Annotated in this window: 21 protein-coding genes and 1 other annotated feature; all 21 genes read right to left on the minus strand. The window is 49.0% G+C overall.

Annotation, left to right across the window (positions count from 1 at the left end; genetic code table 11):
- Window positions 1–105: 105 nt before the first annotated feature.
- The 21 genes from tuf (QOL74_RS16890) to QOL74_RS16990 all read right to left on the minus strand — a co-directional run bounded on the left by tuf (QOL74_RS16890) (window position 106) and on the right by QOL74_RS16990 (window position 21,253).
- Window positions 106–1,299: an elongation factor Tu gene (gene tuf / locus QOL74_RS16890; protein ID WP_283410677.1), complete on the minus strand. Its 1,194-nt coding sequence runs from the start codon at window positions 1,297–1,299 to the stop codon at window positions 106–108.
- A 47-nt stretch (window positions 1,300–1,346) separates the two neighbouring features.
- Window positions 1,347–3,416, minus strand: a complete 2,070-nt coding sequence (gene fusA / locus QOL74_RS16895; protein ID WP_283410678.1) for an elongation factor G — start codon at window positions 3,414–3,416, stop codon at window positions 1,347–1,349.
- 104 nt (window positions 3,417–3,520) lie between these two features.
- Window positions 3,521–3,991: a 30S ribosomal protein S7 gene (gene rpsG / locus QOL74_RS16900; RefSeq protein ID WP_283410679.1), complete on the minus strand. Its 471-nt coding sequence runs from the start codon at window positions 3,989–3,991 to the stop codon at window positions 3,521–3,523.
- A gap of 140 nt (window positions 3,992–4,131) precedes the next feature.
- Window positions 4,132–4,548 (minus strand): 30S ribosomal protein S12, encoded by a 417-nt coding sequence (gene rpsL, locus QOL74_RS16905; RefSeq protein ID WP_283410680.1) that lies wholly within the window; start codon window positions 4,546–4,548, stop codon window positions 4,132–4,134.
- Window positions 4,549–4,586: 38 nt separating this feature from the next.
- Window positions 4,587–4,832 carry a ribosomal L7Ae/L30e/S12e/Gadd45 family protein gene (locus tag QOL74_RS16910; protein ID WP_283410681.1) on the minus strand — a complete coding sequence of 82 codons (246 nt, stop codon included), beginning with the start codon at window positions 4,830–4,832 and terminating at the stop codon, window positions 4,587–4,589.
- Between the two features lie 205 nt (window positions 4,833–5,037).
- On the minus strand, window positions 5,038–8,568 hold the full coding sequence (gene rpoC, locus QOL74_RS16915; protein WP_283410682.1) for a DNA-directed RNA polymerase subunit beta': 3,531 nt from the start codon (window positions 8,566–8,568) through the stop codon (window positions 5,038–5,040).
- Between the two features lie 56 nt (window positions 8,569–8,624).
- The gene (gene rpoB, locus QOL74_RS16920; protein ID WP_283410683.1) at window positions 8,625–12,368 is read right to left on the minus strand and encodes a DNA-directed RNA polymerase subunit beta; all 3,744 of its coding nucleotides are present in this window, start codon (window positions 12,366–12,368) and stop codon (window positions 8,625–8,627) included.
- A 357-nt stretch (window positions 12,369–12,725) separates the two neighbouring features.
- Complete coding sequence (rplL, locus tag QOL74_RS16925; protein ID WP_283410684.1) at window positions 12,726–13,091, minus strand: 50S ribosomal protein L7/L12; 366 nt, start codon at window positions 13,089–13,091, stop codon at window positions 12,726–12,728.
- Window positions 13,092–13,150: 59 nt separating this feature from the next.
- Window positions 13,151–13,657 (minus strand): 50S ribosomal protein L10, encoded by a 507-nt coding sequence (rplJ, locus tag QOL74_RS16930; RefSeq protein WP_283410685.1) that lies wholly within the window; start codon window positions 13,655–13,657, stop codon window positions 13,151–13,153.
- A 32-nt stretch (window positions 13,658–13,689) separates the two neighbouring features.
- Window positions 13,690–13,816 (minus strand) — a sequence feature (ribosomal protein L10 leader region).
- Between the two features lie 17 nt (window positions 13,817–13,833).
- The gene (gene rplA / locus QOL74_RS16935; RefSeq protein ID WP_283410686.1) at window positions 13,834–14,532 is read right to left on the minus strand and encodes a 50S ribosomal protein L1; all 699 of its coding nucleotides are present in this window, start codon (window positions 14,530–14,532) and stop codon (window positions 13,834–13,836) included.
- A 50-nt stretch (window positions 14,533–14,582) separates the two neighbouring features.
- Window positions 14,583–15,008 (minus strand): 50S ribosomal protein L11, encoded by a 426-nt coding sequence (gene rplK, locus QOL74_RS16940; RefSeq protein WP_283410687.1) that lies wholly within the window; start codon window positions 15,006–15,008, stop codon window positions 14,583–14,585.
- Between the two features lie 83 nt (window positions 15,009–15,091).
- On the minus strand, window positions 15,092–15,610 hold the full coding sequence (gene nusG / locus QOL74_RS16945; RefSeq protein ID WP_283410688.1) for a transcription termination/antitermination protein NusG: 519 nt from the start codon (window positions 15,608–15,610) through the stop codon (window positions 15,092–15,094).
- Window positions 15,611–15,673: 63 nt separating this feature from the next.
- Window positions 15,674–15,889 (minus strand): preprotein translocase subunit SecE, encoded by a 216-nt coding sequence (gene secE, locus QOL74_RS16950; RefSeq protein WP_283410689.1) that lies wholly within the window; start codon window positions 15,887–15,889, stop codon window positions 15,674–15,676.
- Window positions 15,890–15,925: 36 nt separating this feature from the next.
- Window positions 15,926–16,075, minus strand: a complete 150-nt coding sequence (rpmG, locus tag QOL74_RS16955) for a 50S ribosomal protein L33 (protein WP_283410690.1) — start codon at window positions 16,073–16,075, stop codon at window positions 15,926–15,928.
- A 284-nt stretch (window positions 16,076–16,359) separates the two neighbouring features.
- A complete protein-coding gene (gene tuf, locus QOL74_RS16960) occupies window positions 16,360–17,553 on the minus strand; it encodes an elongation factor Tu (RefSeq protein ID WP_283410677.1) in 1,194 nt (397 codons plus the stop codon).
- A 34-nt stretch (window positions 17,554–17,587) separates the two neighbouring features.
- Window positions 17,588–18,241: an RNA polymerase sporulation sigma factor SigH gene (gene sigH, locus QOL74_RS16965; RefSeq protein ID WP_283410710.1), complete on the minus strand. Its 654-nt coding sequence runs from the start codon at window positions 18,239–18,241 to the stop codon at window positions 17,588–17,590.
- 98 nt (window positions 18,242–18,339) lie between these two features.
- Window positions 18,340–18,900, minus strand: a complete 561-nt coding sequence (locus tag QOL74_RS16970) for an NYN domain-containing protein (RefSeq protein ID WP_283410691.1) — start codon at window positions 18,898–18,900, stop codon at window positions 18,340–18,342.
- Window positions 18,897–19,655 carry a 23S rRNA (guanosine(2251)-2'-O)-methyltransferase RlmB gene (rlmB, locus tag QOL74_RS16975; RefSeq protein ID WP_283410692.1) on the minus strand — a complete coding sequence of 253 codons (759 nt, stop codon included), beginning with the start codon at window positions 19,653–19,655 and terminating at the stop codon, window positions 18,897–18,899. Before rlmB ends, QOL74_RS16970 begins: the two co-directional genes overlap by 4 nt.
- A gap of 18 nt (window positions 19,656–19,673) precedes the next feature.
- Complete coding sequence (gene thyX, locus QOL74_RS16980; RefSeq protein ID WP_283410693.1) at window positions 19,674–20,444, minus strand: FAD-dependent thymidylate synthase; 771 nt, start codon at window positions 20,442–20,444, stop codon at window positions 19,674–19,676.
- A complete protein-coding gene (locus QOL74_RS16985; protein WP_283410694.1) occupies window positions 20,422–20,814 on the minus strand; it encodes a hypothetical protein in 393 nt (130 codons plus the stop codon). The genes thyX and QOL74_RS16985 overlap by 23 nt, the downstream gene beginning before the upstream one ends.
- On the minus strand, window positions 20,801–21,253 hold the full coding sequence (locus QOL74_RS16990) for a Mini-ribonuclease 3 (protein WP_283410695.1): 453 nt from the start codon (window positions 21,251–21,253) through the stop codon (window positions 20,801–20,803). Before QOL74_RS16990 ends, QOL74_RS16985 begins: the two co-directional genes overlap by 14 nt.
- Between the last annotated feature and the right edge of the window lie 53 nt (window positions 21,254–21,306).

A 21,306-nucleotide genomic window follows, 5' to 3' on the forward strand; every position in this document is an offset into this window, starting at 1 on the left:
GACTCCTTTTTTTATATACCTGCGCATTATCAGCAATTAAGGCAAAAAAGGACCAGGCTTTTGCCTGGTCCCTAAGCTGCTTCACATTGTGATCGGCTACAGCAATTACTCGATGATCTGAGCGACAACACCGGCTCCTACTGTTCGGCCGCCTTCACGAATGGCAAATCGCAGGCCTTCTTCGGTGGCGATGGGGCTGATCAGTTCGATGTCCATGGTGATGTTGTCTCCAGGCATAACCATCTCTACGCCATCCGGCAGTTTGATGCTTCCGGTAACGTCGGTGGTTCTGAAGTAGAACTGGGGACGGTAGCCGTCAAAGAAGGGGGTGTGTCGGCCGCCTTCTTCTTTTTTCAGTACGTAGACTTCTGCTTTGAACTTGGTGTGGGGATGGATGCTGCCGGTCTTGGCCAGTACTTGTCCACGCTCAATTTCTGTTCGCTGAATGCCGCGAAGCAACAGGCCGATGTTGTCGCCTGCCTGGGCGAAATCCAACAGTTTGCGGAACATTTCCACGCCGGTTACAATCAGTTTGCGGGGCTCTTCGGAGAGGCCCACCAATTGTACTTCTTCCTGTACTTTAACGGTTCCTCTTTCCACACGTCCGGTGGCTACTGTGCCTCGGCCGGTGATGGAGAAGACGTCCTCTACGGGCATCAGGAAGGGTTTGTCCACGTCTCGCTCGGGCTGTGGAATATACTCGTCGATGCCTTCAAACATTTCAACGATTTTATCTGCCCATTCGCTGTCCGGATCTTCCAGTGCTTTTAATGCGCTGCCTTTGAAGATGGGGGTGTCGTCGCCTGGGAACTCGTACGCGCTCAACAGGTCGCGGATTTCCAGCTCAACCAGTTCCAGCAGTTCTTCGTCATCCACCATGTCGCATTTGTTCATGAAGACCACGATGTAGGGTACGCCTACCTGTCTGGACAGCAGGATGTGCTCTCTGGTTTGGGGCATGGGGCCGTCGGCTGCGGATACCACCAGGATGGCTCCGTCCATTTGGGCGGCTCCGGTGATCATGTTTTTAACATAGTCGGCATGGCCGGGGCAGTCTACGTGGGCGTAGTGGCGGTTCGGGGTTTCGTACTCAACATGTGCTGTTGAGATGGTGATTCCTCTTTCTCTTTCTTCAGGCGCTTTGTCGATCATGTCGAAGGCCACTGCTGATCCGGTGCCGAATCGCTTGTTCAGTACTGATGTGATGGCCGCTGTCAGCGTGGTTTTGCCATGGTCAACGTGACCAATGGTTCCAATGTTTACGTGGGGTTTTGTTCTTTCAAATTTTGCTTTTCCCATTTTCGTTCCTCCCTAAATTGTTTATTCATAGTTTGAAATGCAACAGGCTAGCCCTTCATAATCTTTTCTGCAATGCTGTTGGGCACCTGCTCAAAGTGATCAAAGTGCATGGTGTAATTGGCACGTCCCTGTGATTTTGAACGAAGGTCTGTGGCATATCCAAACATTTCCGCCAGCGGCACCTGAGACTTGATCACCTGAATGCCATTGGCACGCGGTATCATTCCTTCAATTCTGCCGCGTCGGGAGTTCAGGTCGCCGATCACGTCGCCCATATATTCTTCAGGGGTTACCACTTCCACACGCATGTAAGGTTCCAGCAATACCGGCTTGGCTTTCTTCATACCGTCTTTGAAAGCCATGGATCCTGCAATTTTAAAGGCCATTTCAGAAGAATCCACTTCGTGGTAGGAACCATCCAGCAGTTCAACCCGGAAATCCACCACTTCGTAGCCAGCTAGAATACCATTGCTCATACTGCCCTGAATCCCCTGATCTACTGCAGGAATGTACTCTTTGGGAATTGATCCGCCGACAACCTTGCTTTCGAACAGGTATCCGGCTCCAGGTTCCTGGGGAATCATTCGCATCTTAACATGACCGTACTGACCTTTACCACCAGACTGACGAGCGTATTTGGCTTCCACATCAACAGTTTCAGTGATGGTTTCTTTGTAAGCCACCTGTGGTTTGCCCACATTGGCTTCCACTTTAAACTCGCGCATCATTCGGTCAACAATGATTTCAAGATGCAGCTCTCCCATTCCGGCAATAATAGTCTGGCCGGTTTCGGTGTCTGTATAGGTTCGGAAAGTGGGATCCTCTTCTGCCAGTTTCTGCAGTGCAATCCCCATTTTTTCCTGGCCTGCTTTTGTTTTTGGCTCGATGGCAACATTAATAACCGGCTCAGGAAACTCCATGGATTCCAGGAGAATCTGATGATCAGGATCGCACAGGGTATCCCCCGTGGAAGTATCTTTCAATCCCACGATGGCGGCAATGTCGCCGGCATACACTTCAGAAATCTCTTTTCGGGTGTTGGCATGCATTTGAAGAATGCGGCCAACACGTTCTTTTTTCCCTTTTGTTGCATTGTAAACATAAGAACCCGACTTCAGAACTCCGGAATAAACCCGGAAGAAAGCCAGTTTACCCACAAAGGGGTCTGCCATGATTTTAAAGGCCAGGGCAGAGAAGGGTTCTTCATCACTGGGGTGGCGCTCCATTTCCGCTTCACCATCAAGGTCAGTACCTCGAATGGCTTCAACATCCAGCGGTGAAGGCATGAGTTGGACAATTCTGTCCAGCAGCATGGTGACGCCTTTGTTCTTGTAGGAAGAGCCGCACAGTACAGGTGTCATGGAGGTTTGAACAGTGCCTCTTCTGAGACCTTGAACCACCTCTTCCAAAGTGAGGGCTTCACCTTCCAGATATTTCATCATCAGCTCTTCGCTGGTTTCTGCAACAGCTTCCAGCATTTTTTCACGATACATCTGTGCCTTTTCTTCCATTTCGGCTGGAATGTCTTCCACTCGAATGTCTTGACCCAAATCATCCAGGAAAATGTGCGCTTTCATATCCACCAGATCGATAATACCGACGAAATCAGCTTCACTGCCGATGGGCAGCTGAATGGGTACCGCATTGGTTCCCAGACGTTCTTTCATCATGCTCACTGCCTGGTAAAAGTCTGCACCCATAATGTCCATTTTGTTGACGAAAGCCATGCGGGGAACCTTATATTTATCAGCCTGACGCCAGACTGTTTCTGATTGAGGTTCAACGCCGCCTTTAGCACAGAAAACTGCAACGGCACCATCAAGCACTCGCAAAGACCGTTCAACTTCAACCGTAAAGTCAACGTGTCCTGGTGTGTCAATTATGTTGATACCATGGCCATTCCATTCACAACTGGTGGCCGCGGAGGTGATAGTAATACCGCGCTCCTTTTCTTGCTCCATCCAGTCCATTTGCGAGGCCCCGTCATGGGTTTCACCAAGTTTTCTGATGCGGCCTGCATAAAACAGAATCCGTTCAGTGGTGGTGGTTTTACCTGCGTCAATATGTGCCATGATTCCAATGTTTCTTGTTTTTTCAAGCGTAAACTGCCTTGGCACCGTGATCCTCCTTCCAACATGCCGACAAACAAAAACTCTGAAATGAACTGTGCATTCGCCATTTTACCGATGCAAATGCACAGATGATTCCCTGATTGCCGGTATTACCAACGATAATGCGCAAAAGCTTTGTTGGCTTCTGCCATTTTATGTGTGTCTTCACGTTTTTTAACAGATGCTCCCATGCTGTTGGCCGCATCCATCAATTCTTTCGCCAGTCTCTCTTCCATGCGTTTTTCGCCACGGAGACGGGTGTACTTAACCAACCAGCGAATTCCCAGTGTCTGACGACGCTCAGGTCTAACTTCCACCGGCACCTGGTAGTTGGCACCTCCCACACGTCTGGCCTTTACTTCGAGAACAGGCATGATGTTGTTCATGGCTTTCTCAAATGTTTCCATTGGGTCCTGTCCGGATTTTTCCTTGATGATATCGAAGGCATCATATACGATCCGCTGGGCCACCCCTTTTTTACCGTCCAACATAATGCCGTTGATCAGCTTGGTGACAACCTTGCTTCCATACATGGGATCCGGAAGTACCAATCGCTTCGGTACATTTCCTTTTCTCGGCACGTTTCTTCCCTCCTTATCTGTGAATTCAGCCAGAATTCACCGGTACTCGACATTCATTGAATGCCGTTGTGCGTTCTCAGCGTGATGAGACTCAGGAAATGACTCCTATTGATCATCTATGCTAAAACGCGATCACGTCATTATTTCTTTTTGGGTCGTTTCGCTCCGTACTTGGAACGGCCCTGCATTCTGTTGGCAACGCCAGCGGTATCCAGAGTACCACGAACAATGTGGTAACGAACACCAGGAAGGTCTTTCACTCTTCCCCCACGAATCAGAACGACACTATGTTCCTGCAGGTTGTGTCCCATTCCGGGAATATAAGCAGAAACCTCGATCTGGTTTGTGAGACGTACCCTTGCCACTTTTCGAAGTGCAGAGTTTGGTTTCTTAGGCGTCACTGTTTTAACGGATGTGCAGACACCTCGTTTTTGTGGAGCACTCTGATCTGTGGATGTTCTGTTCAAAGAATTAAAACCTTTCAGCAACGCAGGGGCATCTGACTTTTCCATTTCAACTTTTCGGCCTTTTCGAACCAGTTGGTTAATGGTTGGCATGTTTTCACCTCCTTTTCATTTGATCATTTGATTCTCATTTATTTTAGAACCGCAACCACGGTTGCTCCCACATCAATGCCGCAAAACTTGCCCAGTTTTTTTCGGCTTTCCACCGGCACAACTTCCACTTGCTTTTCCAGTGCCAATTGGCGCATTTTATCCAGCAGGTGCGTTTCCGCATCTGATGCCAGGTACACACACTTGACGTCCTGGCCCTCTGTGAGTGAGCGGGTAACCTGTTTAATCCCCACCACTTTTTTTTCATGTTGAAGCAACTCCAACACTTTTTTCTCCTCCTCCGTGCTCCTGATCTGCCGAATACACCACATGCTTATGCGGGTGAACCAGACACATCAGGAAGGCCGCCGGAGCCTCAACTCCGGCGAAGTCCTGTCTTTTGAAGGGTTTAAGCCCTTTTACCAGCTAACACACTTAATTATTCTAACACTTGGCAAAATGAGTGTCAACAATAAGTTGATGAAGATTGTGTTAAAACGTATCTGCTGAATCTGCATCCATCTCCGATATATCTGTTTCTTTCAGATCAAGAGCCACATCCATATACCGTTTCATACCCGTTCCTGCCGGTATTAGCTTGCCAATAATCACATTTTCTTTCAGGCCGATGAGGAAATCCTCTTTCCCTTTAATGGCCGCTTCAGTGAGCACTCGAGTGGTTTCCTGGAATGACGCTGCTGACAAAAAGGACTCAGTTGCCAGAGAAGCTTTAGTGATTCCCAGCAGCACGCGCTTGCTTTGAACCGGTTCCCGCCCCTCTTCAACGGCCTTCTTGTTAATATCTTCGAGGGTGTAAACACTTTCCAGAGTGCCTGGCAGCAGGTCAGCATCACCGTCATCTTCGATTCTCACTTTACCCAGCATTTGTCGCACAATCACTTCAATGTGTTTATCGTTAATATCAACACCCTGCATTCGGTAAACGCGCTGCACTTCTTTAATGATATAGTTCTGCACGCCGCCCACATCTTTGATACGCAGGATATCATGAGGGTTGACTGAACCGTCTGTAATTTCTTCAGCAGCCTCAATCATTTGCCCTTCTTTAACCCGTATGCGGGAACCATAGGGAATCTCATACACCTTTTCTTCTTCTGCGTTGCGTACATGTACTTCCCGTTTCTTTTTACTTTCAACCAGACTCACCGCACCGTCAATCTCGCTGATGATAGCCAGTCCTTTTGGCTTTCGGGCTTCAAAGAGTTCTTCGACACGGGGAAGACCCTGGGTGATATCTGCTCCAGCAACACCACCGGTATGGAAGGTTCTCATGGTCAACTGAGTTCCAGGTTCTCCAATGGACTGGGCGGCAATAATACCAACAGCTTCTCCCACTTCCACCTGCTTGCCGGTGGCCAGATTGCGGCCATAGCAGACTTTGCAGATACCGTACTTGGTTTTGCAGTCAAGGATGGATCGGATTTCAGCCCGCTGAACACCTGCTTCAATAATGCGCTCGGCATCCTCTTCCATGACCATTTTGCCTTTTTCCAGCAGCACCGCGCCGGTTTCAGGATGAAGAATATCTTTTAGAAGATAACGGCCCACCAGTCGATCGTACAACTCTTCAATCATCTCGTTGCCGTCTTTGAAGGCTTCCACTGTCATGCCCACTTCAGAGCCGCAATCCTCTTCACGAATAATCACATCCTGAGATACATCCACCAGGCGGCGGGTCAGATAACCTGAATCCGCTGTTCGAAGAGCCGTATCGGCAAGTCCTTTTCGGGCACCATGGGTTGAAATAAAATATTCCAGCACGGTCAGACCTTCACGAAAGTTTGATTTAATGGGAACTTCCACTGTGTGTCCACTTGCATTTGACATCAATCCACGCATACCGCCCAGCTGTCGAATCTGGTTTTTACTTCCCCGGGCGCCTGATTGAGCCATGATAAAGACGTTGTTCATCCGGTCAAGTCCGTTCATCAAGGCATCTGTCACTTTTCCGGTCGTTTCTTCCCAAACAGCCATAACTTTCTCGTAACGTTCGTCATTGGAAATCAGTCCCCGACGGAAAACCTGCTCGTACTGATCCACTTTCTCTTCTGCCTGAGCGATTAAGCCGGCTTTTTCTTCGGGAACCTCCATATCTGAAACAGCGATGGTGACAGCACCCCGGGTGGAGAATTTGAATCCGATAAATTTGATATAATCCAGCATTTCTGCGGTTGCAAGATTCCCATATTTGCGATAGCACTTGGAAATAATCTTACCCAGCGCCTTTTTGTCGCAGACGAAATCCACTTCAAGGGAATATGCGTCTTCTTCACGATCCACAAAACCCAGGGACTGGGGCAGTTTTTCATTGAAAATGAAGCGTCCCACCGTACTTTCAACCAATGCTCTCTCTGCTTTTTCAGGGTGCTTCATGCGCACCTTCACCATGGCATGCAAGTCAACTTTGCCGGTGTCATACGCCATTAGCATCTCTTCAAAATCTTTGAAAATCATCCCTTCCCCTTTTGATCCGGGAATATCGATGGTCAGGTAGTAGCTTCCCAGTACCATATCCTGAGTAGGCGTGGTAATAGGCTGACCATCTTTGGGTGCCAGAATGTTGTTGACTGACAGCATGAGATCGTGGGCTTCTGCCTGGGCCTTTGCCGATAGCGGAACGTGTACCGCCATCTGGTCACCATCGAAATCAGCGTTATACGCAGTGCACACCAGAGGATGGAGTTTAATCGCCTTTCCTTCCACCAGTACCGGCTCGAACGCCTGAATTCCAAGTCTGTGAAGGGTTGGGGCCCGGTTTAAAAGCACCGGATGATTTTTAATGACCTCTTCAAGCACATCCCACACCTCGGGTCGCACTTTTTCCACCATGCGCTTGGCACTTTTGATGTTATGGGCATGCCCATCTGCCACCAGCGTTTTCATGACGAAAGGTTTAAAGAGTTCCAGAGCCATCTTTTTCGGCAGACCACACTGATGGAATTTCAGCTCCGGTCCTACCACGATGACAGAACGTCCAGAATAGTCCACACGTTTCCCCAGCAAATTCTGACGAAAACGCCCCTGTTTTCCTTTCAGCATATCTGACAGCGATTTCAACGGGCGGTTGCCTGGTCCAGTTACAGGTTTGCCCCGTCGGCCATTGTCGATGAGCGCGTCCACCGCCTCCTGAAGCATGCGTTTTTCATTGCGTACAATGATATCAGGCGCGCCAAGGTCCAGCAATCTTTTGAGACGATTATTGCGGTTAATCACCCGGCGGTACAAATCATTAAGATCAGAGGTGGCAAATCTGCCGCCATCCAGCTGTACCATCGGTCGCAGATCCGGCGGAATCACCGGTACCACATCCAGAATCATCCAGTCTGGTTGATTTCCTGATCTCCTGAAGGCTTCCACCACTTCCAGACGCCGAATGGTTCGCACTCTTTTTTGCCCCGAACTATCCTGCAGGCGTTGTCTCAAGTCTTGGTTCAGTTCTTCCAGGTCAATTTGCACCAATAATTCTTTAATGGCTTCTGCACCCATGGCCGCCGTAAAATATTGCCCTGATTTACGGGCGTGATCCATGGCTTCGCCAAATTCTTTTTCTGTCAGAATCTGCTTGTGGCTCAGGTGGCTGTCGCCGGGATCTGTCACCACATATGCCGCAAAGTACAGCACTTTTTCAAGGGAACGGGGCGACATGTCCAGCAGCAGACCCATTCGACTGGGAATTCCCTTAAAGTACCAGATATGAGACACCGGTGCCGCCAGTTCAATGTGGCCCATTCGATCACGACGCACTTTTGACTTGGTGACTTCTACGCCGCACCGATCACAAATAACGCCTTTATATCGCACCCGTTTGTATTTTCCGCAGTGACATTCCCAGTCTTTCGTGGGACCAAAGATCTTTTCGCAGAAAAGGCCTTCTTTCTCTGGCTTAAGGGTACGGTAATTGATGGTTTCTGGTTTTTTGACTTCTCCCTTTGACCATTGCCGGATTTTCTCAGGCGAGGCCAGGGATATTCGCAGTGATTTAAAATGATTCAATTCAAACAAGGAGCTTCTCCCCTTTCAGTTCTTGCTGGTCTGAACCTGTTGCCGAAAGCAGTTGATTACAGATCTTCGTCATCTTCAATAACTTCATGTGTCAATGCCTCGGCATCATCTTCTTCAAATCCGGTAATGGACATCATGGACGACTCCAGCTCTTCTTCATCCACATCACGCGATTCGCTGATTGCCGGACCTGCATCTTCCTCATCTTCCAGGGGCTCCGGATCAGTCTCGCGCTCCGGCAAAAGATCCTTGCGATCGGTATCCAGAGATTCTATTTCATCATCAGCGGCGTCCTTGATTTCTATTTCATGATTGTCATCTGTCATCACCTGAATGTTCAGGCACAGACTCTGAAGCTCCTTAATCAGTACTTTGAAAGACTCAGGCACACCAGGTTCCGGAATGGTTTCACCTTTGACGATGCATTCGTAGGTTTTCACACGACCCACCACATCATCGGATTTCACCGTCAGAATTTCCTGAAGGGTGTGGGCAGCACCGTATGCTTCCAGTGCCCAGACCTCCATTTCACCAAATCGCTGACCGCCAAACTGAGCCTTACCGCCCAGGGGCTGCTGTGTTACCAGTGAGTAGGGGCCCGTGCTGCGTGCATGGATTTTATCATCCACCAGATGGTGAAGTTTCAGCATGTACATGTAACCCACGGTAACCGGGTTGTCAAAAAACTCGCCGGTGCGGCCATCCTGCAGCTGGATTTTTCCTGATCGCGGATAACCCGCCAGTTCCAGGGCCTCCATGACATCATGTTCATTGGCACCGTCGAATACCGGTGTTGCCACTTCCCACCCAAGGGCTTTGGCTGCCAGACCCAAGTGCACTTCCAGCACCTGTCCAATATTCATTCGGGAAGGAACGCCCAGGGGATTCAATACAATATCGAGGGGAGTTCCATCCGCCAGGAAGGGCATATCTTCTTCCGGCAGAATTCTGGAAATAACCCCTTTGTTACCATGTCGTCCGGCAATTTTATCACCGACGTTGATTTTTCGTTTTTTAGCAATGTACACACGCACCAGTTCGTTAACTCCTGGAGAAAGCTCGTCGCCATTTTCCCGGGTGAACACTTTCACGTCGACAATGATACCCGATTCACCGTGGGGTACTTTCAACGAGGTGTCTCTTACCTCTCGGGCCTTTTCTCCAAAAATAGCCCGCAACAACCTCTCTTCTGCCGTCAGTTCCGTCTCCCCTTTAGGAGTGACTTTACCCACCAGAATGTCACCGGACAGAACTTCTGCGCCAATGCGGATAATGCCGCGTTCATCCAGGTCTTTCAGAGCATCTTCTCCCACATTGGGAATATCTCGTGTGATTTCTTCCGGTCCCAGTTTTGTGTCGCGTGCATCCGCTTCATACTCTTCGATGTGAATGGATGTCAGCACATCTTCTTTAACCAGGCGTTCATTGATGAGAATTGCATCTTCATAGTTATAACCTTCCCAGGTCATAAAACCAATCAGACAATTGCGCCCAAGGGCGATTTCTCCCTGGTGAGTGGAAGGACCGTCTGCAATGACGTCGCCTGCTTTCACCCGTTGTCCTTTGACAATAATCGGTTTTTGATTGACGCAGGTTCCCTGGTTGGAGCGCTTGAATTTCAACAGGTTATGGCGGTCGATCTGACCGTCAGCATCCCGCCTGATGAGGATTTCAGTACCAGTCACCCGTTCAATCACGCCATCGATTTTAGCAATCACCACAACGCCAGAATCTCTGGCTGCCTTATACTCCATCCCCGTTCCAATAACCGGAGGCTCTGCAATTAACAAGGGTACCGCCTGCCGCTGCATATTCGATCCCATAAGGGCACGGTTGGCATCGTCGTTCTCCAGAAAAGGAATCATGGCGGTTGCCACCGAAACAATCTGCTTCGGAGAAACGTCCATGTAATCGGCTTCTTCCCGGGGAACCATGTCAATGGCGCCTTCAATTGTTCTGGAAGCAACCCGTTTGTTGATGAAATGACCTTCTTCATCCAGCGGCTCATTCGCCTGTGCGATGGTGAGCATGTCTTCCTCATCGGCCGTCAGATATTCCACTTCTTTGGTAACCCGGCCTTCTTCCTGGATGATTTTACGATAGGGAACTTCAATAAACCCATATTCATTGACACGGGCAAAGGTACTCAGCGAGTTGATTAGTCCAATGTTTGGTCCCTCAGGTGTTTCAATGGGGCACATGCGTCCATAGTGGGAGTGATGTACGTCCCGAACTTCAAATCCGGCACGTTCCCGGGACAGTCCGCCAGGTCCAAGAGCTGAAAGCCGTCGTTTGTGAGTCAGTTCAGCCAATGGGTTGGTTTGATCCATAAACTGTGACAGCTGTGAACTGCCAAAAAATTCCTTGATGGCAGCGACCACGGGACGAATATTAATGAGCGCCTGGGGGGTTACCAGATCAACATCCTGAATGGTCATTCTTTCCTTAACCACACGCTCCATGCGGGAGAGCCCGATGCGAAATTGATTCTGGAGCAACTCGCCCACCGAACGCAGACGCCGGTTGCCCAGATGGTCAATGTCATCCACCCGTCCGATTTCATGCGCCAAATTGAACACATAGCTGATGGAGGCAATGATATCGGCCACAATGATGTGCTTCGGATTCAGTTCCCGCACACGCTCTTTCAGTGCCTGTCGAATCTCATCTTCTGTTTTAAAGCTATCCAGTATTTCCTTCAGGACTGGATAGTACACTTTGTCACGCAGGCGAATGCCTGAGAGGTCAAAGGGTACATGTACTTTAACATCCACAAAATGATTGCCGATGACCTTGATCACCTGATTTTCCTCGGAATAAACCAGCGCCTGGTTAAGTCCTGTATTCTGAATAGCTTCGGCAACATGCCGGGTGATTTTCTTGCCGGACTCCACCAGCACTTCGCCGGTTCGGGGATCAACGATATTTTCTGCTGCCTTGCGGTACATGATGCGTGTTGCAAGTGCCAGCTTTTTATTGAATTTATAACGCCCAACCTTTGCCAGATCATACCGCTTCGGATCAAAGAACAGGGAGTTCAGCAGCGAAGTGGCACTTTCGACAGTCGGCGGCTCACCAGGGCGTAGACGCTTATAGATTTCCAGCAATGCTTCTTCTGTTGTGGTGGTGTTGTCTTTTTCAAGTGTCGCCAACAAACGCTCATCTTCACCCAGCAGATCAATGATTTGTTGATCTTTTGAGTAGCCCAGCGCTCGAAGCAAAATGGTAATGGGTTGCTTTCGGGTACGGTCGATACGCACCGATACCACACCATTTGAATCTGTTTCGTATTCCAGCCAGGCACCCCGGTTAGGGATCAGTGTCGAGGAGAAAAGCATGGTGCCGGCTTTGTCATATTCTGAATGGTAATAAACCCCGGGAGAACGAACCAACTGACTGACAATGACACGTTCAGCACCATTGATAATAAAGGTCCCCGTCTCAGTCATAATGGGAAAATCACCCATGAACACTTCCTGCTCTTTGACTTCGCCGGTTTCTTTATTGATAAGCCTTACCTTCACCTTAATGGGGGCTGAGTAAGTCATATCACGTTCCTTGGCTTCTTCCACACTGTATTTGGCAGATTCTTCCAGTTTGTAATCCACAAATTCCAGGATCAGGTTTCCGGTATAATCTTCAATAGGGGAAATATCATTAAAGACTTCTCCCAGTCCTTCTTCCAGAAACCAGCGATAGGATTCCTGCTGAATCTCAATCAGATTGGGGACTTCAAGAATTTCTTCAATTCTTGAGTAGGACATTCGCTCTTTGTTGCCAATTTTGACGGGATGTGGCATGCCGGGCTTCACTCCTTGTGATCATAGTAAATTCTATCGTGAAATGAAAAATCCCGCATTGGTTCATTCGGTCGCCAGGACCAAAATGCTTTGAACGGAATTTTCATGAATACAGGGGTTACCTCAATGTGGAGTTTCAAACATTGAAATACGTTGACGCGGCAACACTCTGACGGGTGATGTGCATGGGTTGCCGCCAGATTTGATGCGCAGAAAAAAAGACTTTTATGCAATGTATAATATTATCACAACAAAATACAAGTTGTCAACAAAAAGCGTCTTCTCAGAAATTTTATTTTCTGTCGAAGACGCTTTTACAGTCATTATTGGCGAATCATTTTTCTTCAGTAAAAAGAACTACTTCAGTTCAACACTGGCGCCGGCTTCTTCAAGTTTGGCCTTGATGGCTTCTGCTTCTTCTTTTTCGGCACCTTCTTTAACTGGCTTCGGAGCATTGTCAACCAGCTCTTTGGCTTCTTTCAGTCCAAGTCCGGTCAGTTCACGCACTACTTTGATAACGCCAATTTTGGATGATCCGGGACTGGTCAGGATTACATCAAAATCAGTTTTTTCTTCTTCAACAGCTGCTGCAGCTCCGCCGCCAGCCATCATCACAGGAGCACTTGCGGATACGCCAAATTTTTCCTCTGCTGCTTTCACCAGTTCATTCAGCTCTGTAACTTTCATATTTTCAATCGTTTCAAGAATTTGTTCGATCGTCATTCATGACACCTCCATTAATATTGCCCTTAAGGGGCTTGATTGATTGGTTGACTCGTTTCCTAGCTGGCTTCGCCTTCGGCAGTTTTCTTGTCGATCACTGCCTGCAACAGATATGCGAAATTGCTCACTGGTGCCTTCAGGCTGCCCAGCAGTTTTGCAATCAGCACTTCTCTTGCCGGGATGGAAGCCAGTTCATTCACTTTTGCTTCATCCAAGAACGCACCTTCCACAATACCTGCTTTTAACTCAAGGCTTTTGTGGGTTTTGGCGAACTCACTGCCGATTTTTGCAGGGATGATCGGATCGTCATAGCTGAAAGCAATGGCGTTGGGCCCATCCAGCAATTCTGAGAAATCACTCAACCCTTTTTCCTGAATCGCTCGCTTCACCAGTGTGTTTTTATAGACTTTATAGTCCACACCCGCTTCACGAAACTGTTTTCGCAGTTCTGTGACTTCTTCCACTGTCAGACCTCGGTAATCAAACAAAATGGCTGCAGTGGATTTTGAAAACTTATCGGCAATCTCTTCAACAATTGCCTTCTTCATCTCGATGGCTTTTGACATACGCAATGCACCTCCTTTTGGTTCTGGTTCCGCTTTTACGAAACAAAGCCCCGTTGCTGGTGACAGCACGAGGCCTTTTTCTATATTTCGAAAAAGCCTCGGCAGGATGTTTAAACAGTCAACTGTCCCTGCGGTCTACGGCAGAGTATTCAATGTTGTGAACCTCTGGTTCCGGTCTAAGACATCACTTTGTTGGGGTTGATGCGAATGCCGGGTCCCATGGTGCTTGTCAGGGTAACGCTTCTCAGGTACTGGCCTTTGGAAGCTGCGGGTTTTGCTTTCACAACCGCATCCAACAATGCTCTCAGATTATCTGTCAGCTTGTCGGCTTCAAAAGACTTTTTCCCGATGGGTACATGGATGATGTTGGTTTTATCCAGACGGTATTCCACTTTACCGGCTTTGATTTCATTGACGGCCCGTTCCAGTTCAAACGTCACTGTTCCGGATTTCGGGTTCGGCATCAGACCCTTGGGGCCAAGCACACGTCCCAAACGGCCTACAACACCCATCATGTCAGGGGTTGCCACCACCACGTCAAACTCAAACCAGTTTTCTTTCTGGATTTTTTCAACCATTTCGTCGCCACCCACAAAGTCGGCACCGGCTTTTTCTGCTTCGGTTACTTTTTCACCTTTTGCAAATACCAGTACTTTCTTTGTTTTGCCAGTTCCGTGGGGCAATACCACAGCTCCCCGGACTTGCTGGTCTGCATGGCGGGAGTCGACTCCCAGCTTCATGTGCAGTTCAATGGTTTCATCAAATTTTGCTGATGGAAGCTGCTTCAGCACTTCCACTGCCTCAGCGACATCATGCATCTTTGCACTGTCAAACGCTTTGAGAGCGTCTTGGTACTTTTTGGCTTTCTTTTTCATTGGTTTTCCTCCTTGTGGTCCCATCGGCCGAAGGGCCTCCCACTAAATTCCTATTCTTCCACTTCAATACCCATGCTGCGGGCAGTTCCTGCAATCATGTTCATTGCAGTTTCAACACTGGCTGCATTCAAGTCAGGCATTTTCAGCTCAGCAATTTCACGCACCTGCGCTTTTTTGATTTTACCAACTTTGTTTTTGTTGGGTTCCCCGGAAGCTTTGTCGAGTCCGATGGCCTTTTTAATCAAAACAGCTGCTGGCGGTGTTTTGGTGATAAATGTGAAAGAGCGGTCCTGATAGACAGTAATGATCACCGGAATGATCAAGCCTGCCTGGTCTGCTGTCTTGGCATTGAATTCTTTACAGAAACCCATGATGTTGACACCATGCTGACCAAGGGCCGGACCAACTGGCGGTGCCGGTGTTGCTTTGCCGGCAGGTATTTGCAGCTTGATTTGTCCCACAACTTTTTTTGCCATTATTTCCACCTCCTTTATGGGATGGTCACACGTCCGTCAGGAGTGTGCGTCTGCCTAATGAGCGGTTTCCCCTTATCGCCGGATTACAGGGTCTCCACCTGGTGAAATTCCAGCTCAACCGGTGTCTCCCGGCCAAACATGGAAATTAGTACCTTAAAAGTCTGTTTGTCCATGTTGATTTTTTCAATGCTGCCAATGAAACTCTCAAAGGGACCACTGATGACACGAACAGAGTCTCCCACCTGAAAATTGATGTCGTGGCGAATGATTTCCACACCCATATTACGCACTTCATCTTCTGTCAGTGGGACCGGTTTGGAGCTGGGGCCCACGAATCCGGTAACGCCACGGGTATTGCGCACCAAATACCAGGACTCATCTGTCATCACCATCTTCACGATGACATAGCCTGGAAACAGCTTTGATTCTTTGATGCGTTTTTTTCCATTTTTAATTTCAATTTTTTCTTCCATTGGAACCCTGACTTCCAGGATCACGTCTTCCATGCCTCGGTTTTCCACCATTTTTTCGATGTTAACCTTCACTTTGTTTTCATGGCCGGAATACGTATGAACCACATACCATTTTGCCTGTTCTGACATATCTGAAGGATACTGCCTGTGACAGTGTCCCCTTCCCCCCTTTGAGCCTGGATAATCTGACGGTTATCGGATAATCATGTTCAACCCGAAGCCAAAAACAGTGTCCAGCACCCACAGGGCCAGTGTTGCCATCAGGCAAACAGCTACAACAACCGCTGTATGGTTTTTGAGTTCTTCTCTGGTTGGCCAGTGGACTTTTTTCAACTCTGCCCGTGAGCTTCTAACATACTTGCCAATTGATTGGGATTTTGTCGGAGCCGTTACAGTCTGGTTCGCCACGGTGCTTCACATCCTTTTTTCTTTATCCGCCGCTGTTTACTTGGTTTCACGGTGCAGTGTATGCGCACGGTCAAACTTGCAGTACTTTCTCAGCTCAATGCGGTCCGGATCATTTTTCTTGTTCTTGGTGGTATGGTAATTTCTTCTTTTGCATTCGGTACACGCCAGTGTTACTTTCACTCTCATCCTTCACACCTCCCTGTCAGGCTCCCTAAAGCCCCCTTGCTGTTCTATCCAAGCCTTTACCGGGCTTTACAACTCGTTAACTGGTAGAATATACCATATTTCACCAGACCTGTCAATCGTATTTCACCAGCAGACCGTTGTTTTTTGTCCGGCAAATAAAGGACCAGCAGATACCTGGCCCTCGGTGTTATCTCTTAATTCTATTGCGGCAGGCTGTCAGATGACGGTTTTCCACCGTCGCTCCGGCCTGCCGCAACAAAGTTTCGTGTTAAATAAGCAGCCTGTTACTCGATGATCTGAGCGACAACACCGGCTCCTACTGTTCGGCCGCCTTCACGAATGGCAAATCGCAGGCCTTCTTCGGTGGCGATGGGGCTGATCAGTTCGATGTCCATGGTGATGTTGTCTCCAGGCATAACCATCTCTACGCCATCCGGCAGTTTGATGCTTCCGGTAACGTCGGTGGTTCTGAAGTAGAACTGGGGACGGTAGCCGTCAAAGAAGGGTGTGTGTCGGCCGCCTTCTTCTTTTTTCAGTACGTAGACTTCTGCTTTGAACTTGGTGTGGGGATGGATGCTGCCGGTCTTGGCCAGTACTTGTCCACGCTCAATTTCTGTTCGCTGAATGCCGCGAAGCAACAGGCCGATGTTGTCGCCTGCCTGGGCGAAATCCAACAGTTTGCGGAACATTTCCACGCCGGTTACAATCAGTTTGCGGGGCTCTTCGGAGAGGCCCACCAATTGTACTTCTTCCTGTACTTTAACGGTTCCTCTTTCCACACGTCCGGTGGCTACTGTGCCTCGGCCGGTGATGGAGAAGACGTCCTCTACGGGCATCAGGAAGGGTTTGTCCACGTCTCGCTCGGGCTGTGGAATATACTCGTCGATGCCTTCAAACATTTCAACGATTTTATCTGCCCATTCGCTGTCCGGATCTTCCAGTGCTTTTAATGCGCTGCCTTTGAAGATGGGGGTGTCGTCGCCTGGGAACTCGTACGCGCTCAACAGGTCGCGGATTTCCAGCTCAACCAGTTCCAGCAGTTCTTCGTCATCCACCATGTCGCATTTGTTCATGAAGACCACGATGTAGGGTACGCCTACCTGTCTGGACAGCAGGATGTGCTCTCTGGTTTGGGGCATGGGGCCGTCGGCTGCGGATACCACCAGGATGGCTCCGTCCATTTGGGCGGCTCCGGTGATCATGTTTTTAACATAGTCGGCATGGCCGGGGCAGTCTACGTGGGCGTAGTGGCGGTTCGGGGTTTCGTACTCAACATGTGCTGTTGAGATGGTGATTCCTCTTTCTCTTTCTTCAGGCGCTTTGTCGATCATGTCGAAGGCCACTGCTGATCCGGTGCCGAATCGCTTGTTCAGTACTGATGTGATGGCCGCTGTCAGCGTGGTTTTGCCATGGTCAACGTGACCAATGGTTCCAATGTTTACGTGGGGTTTTGTTCTTTCAAATTTTGCTTTTCCCATTTTCGTTCCTCCCTTTTCAATTCGCCCAATAAACTCAGGCTTTTCTGGTTTCCAGGTAACGTTCGAGTTTTCGTTTGACGCGTTGCAATGCGTTATCAATGGATTTGACATGCCGGTTCATTTCACAGGCAATTTCCTGGTATGACCGGCCATTGACGTACAGTGTCAGTACTTTCAGCTCCAGATCGCTGAGAATATCGCCAATCCGATTCTCAATACTTCCCAGTTCTTCCCTGCAAATCATCAGTTCTTCAGGATTGGTCAGCCGGTGTCCTGATAAAACATCCAGCAACGTCCGTTCAGATTCTTCGTCATACATGGGCTTATTGAGGGATATGTATGAATTCAGGGGAATGTGTTTCTGCCTGGTGGCTGTTTTTATGGCTGTTATCATCTGTCGGGTAATGCACAGCTCAGCAAAAGCTTTAAAGGAACAGGGCCTCTCGTCCTGATAATCGCGGACCGCCTTGAAAAGCCCAATCATCCCTTCCTGAATAATGTCTTCCCGGTCAGCACCAATCAAATAATAGGACCGCGCTTTGGAACGCACAAAATTCTTGTACCGATTCATGAGAATCTCAAGAGATTTCAAATCTCCCTGTCTGGCAGCTTCGATCACCTGTTCGTCTGAAGGCAGTTGTTGGTTGACACTCGCCGTGCATGGCGCATCGCCAGTCCCTGCACCCATCCACATCACCCCCGGCAAAGCTGGATTTGGTGCTGCATTGAAACTACCGCTATTATATCCCATGCCTTCCCCTGTCGTCAACCGATGCCTCAACAACCTCAGCGACGACGATCATCTGAGCGGTTCCGTCGATTGGACGACGGCTTTTTTTCAGATTTATTGCGTAAAACCTCCAATTTCTGAAGTGTTTTTTCATCGATTCGATTGGAAAGAAAGTCTTTCTCGTGCCTGAGCTGACAGGCAGTTTCTCTGATACGCCCACGGGCAGCTGTGAGATCCAGCTGCAGTTCACGCACACTTACCCGTACCGCACCGCTGCCCAACACCATCAGCTGTTCTGTCCAGTCATTGGTGACCACGATGACCTGTCTTTTTTTGGCAAGTTCCTCGATGGATTTTTCGATATAACTGTCTGCTGTCATTTTTTCTTTTGTGAAGATCACTTCAACGCCCTGTATGATTTCACGGTGTTCCCGGGCACGAGGGGCCAAATGGGCATCAAAAACAATGCGCACATCAATTCCCCGAAAAGTACGGTATTCAGCCATCAGATCAATGAGACGGTCCCGCGCTCCCTGAAAGTCATGTTTTACCATTGCCTGCAGCTCAGGGAGTGCGTTCATCACATTATAGCCATCCAGAATCAGTATTTCTTTCACCTGGCTGCCTCCGAACTCATCGTTTGCCGAAGCCGCTGCCGGGATATTTCATACAGCAGCACTCCTGCCGCCACAGAAGCGTTCAGGGAACCGGTACTGCCCGCCATGGGAATTCTCACCAGGTAATCGCAGTGTTCCCTCACCAGGCGAGAAATCCCTTTTCCCTCACTGCCGATGACTAATCCCAAAGGACCAGTCAGATCCTGATCCATGACATTGACACTGCTGCCGCCTTCACCGCCGGCAATCCAGAATCCTTCTTTTTTAAGTTGCTTCAATGTATCTGTCAGGTTGGAAACCTGTGCTACCGGTATATGTTCCAGCGCACCGCTGGCAACCTTGGATACAACCGGCGTGACGCCGGCTGCCCGGCGCTTGGGAATAACGACGCCATGCGCTCCAAAAACTTCTGCACTGCGGAGAATGGAACCCAAATTGTGGGGATCCTCCACCCCGTCTAAAATAAGAATCAACGGCGTTTTTTCTGTTTGACTTTTTCGAATCATCACTTCCATGGAAGTGTATTGAAACGCAGGCACCACCGCAATCACTCCCTGATGATTATCACTGCGGGAGATGCGATCCAGTTCCTGTCTTTCCATTAATTTGATCGGGACACGCTTTTTCTTTGCCTGGTCACGAATCTCCTGTAAAACCCGGTCTTTTCCAGAAGTCAGAAGAAAAATTTCCAGTATTTCCCTGCCTGCTCTCAGTGCTTCCCGCACAGCATTTCTGCCTTCCAGCTGATCTGACATGTTTTTTCATTCCTTTCGCTACAAATTACGAAACTGCTCTGCCACTTCACGGCTTTTTCCGCAGCTCATGGCACCTTCACCACAGGGGCCGCTGACACAATCCGGTCCGGCAACCCGAAACAGATTGGGAGCAGTCTGCTTGACCTGGCGCAGCATTTCTGTAGCCATTACCCTTATTTCCCACTGGGCTCGGTTGCAACAGCGGACATTGAAGAAATGAAGCAGGCTGCGTGCATTCATGGTCACGACAATTTTAGTTTCGCAGGCATTGGGAAGCACATAACGGGCATCTTCGATGGCCGCTTTTTCAGCGATTCCTGCTGCTTTTTTTTCTGAAAGACCTTCATTAACAAGCTGTTTCAAATGTTTTTCTTTCAAACCATCGGCCAGCTGGTCATACGCTGCCTGCTGATCTGCCATGGCTTTCAGGTAAATGATTTTGAGGGCGTCATCTTCTTCGATTGCCTCGGGTATGACATAGTCAAAACCACCCTCCCTCACATAACGCTGGCTTTTCTGGGAAAAGCTGGCAATGCGGTGCCTTACCAGTTGATGTGTCAGGCTGCGGGAGACACCTTCAATGGCAAAGGTAAAACTGACATGTTCAAAAGGAGACTGGTGCCCCATGTCACTAAGAATTCCCACCAGCCGCTTGATTTCTGCATCACTCATTTCGTCCAGAAGAGTGGTCACCCCATGGGAAGAATAGCACAGGCGGGCAGCAGCCGCCACCACCTTTTCAGGTTCTGGGGTATGAGCAATCAGGTCAACTCTGGGTGTCGTTTCCATGGCTTTCAAGTCCTCCTTCAATCAGAATTTGTTTCACTGGCAACACAAAAAACAGATACCCCCGAACACGGGCTTCATATGTGCCGGTAAGCTGGACTTCTTCCAGTTTGTTTTCCCCGGGCACCGGATAAAGGATCAGGGTATTGCCCTCTTCCGACACCTGCTTCACACTGATGGTGCGGAAGGTGTGCAGCTTTTCCAGTAAAGGCGGCATACCGATTTGGAGCGGTGCCGCCAGCCGGGCAAATCCGGCATACTGTTCAAGGATCTTGGTTGACGGCCTGACCGGATCAAGAAAAACTGACTTCATACTCAGTAGGAGGAGCAACACCAAAACAATGCCGGCCATGCGCCGGTCATATCGCTTCATGAGAGGATCCCGCCTCCTCTCTGGTTTTTTCCAGCAGCTCGACGGCTTTTGTCATAACAGCCATTAACCGCGAAAGCTCGTTGCGATAGTAAAGCCACCCCAAAAGCGCTTCAAAGCCGGTGGCCACCCGATAGGTTGCCGGGTCTGTGTTTCGGGGCACTGTTCCCGATTTTTGGTTTCTACCCCGCCTCACCGCGTTCTTTTCCAGGTCTGTCAAGAAGGGCTGGAGCTGCCGTACCATTTCTGCCTGAGCCACTGCATTGACATATGTCACCGTGCGTCGATGCAACCGATGAATGGTGGTATGGGGTTTTCGAATTAAGTAGTCACGCATATACATTTCAAAAATGGCATCTCCCATATAGGCCAGGGTGAGAGGTGCCATGGTTTCCACCTGATGACCCGCCGTTTCACCGCTGTCTTTCATTTGTTCCAACATTTCCTGAACATCCATTTTTACTATTGTGACCCCCTTTCCTTCCAAGGATTCTA

Source organism: Anoxynatronum buryatiense (assembly GCF_900182905.1).
Lineage (GTDB): Bacteria > Bacillota > Clostridia > Peptostreptococcales > Tindalliaceae > Anoxynatronum > Anoxynatronum buryatiense.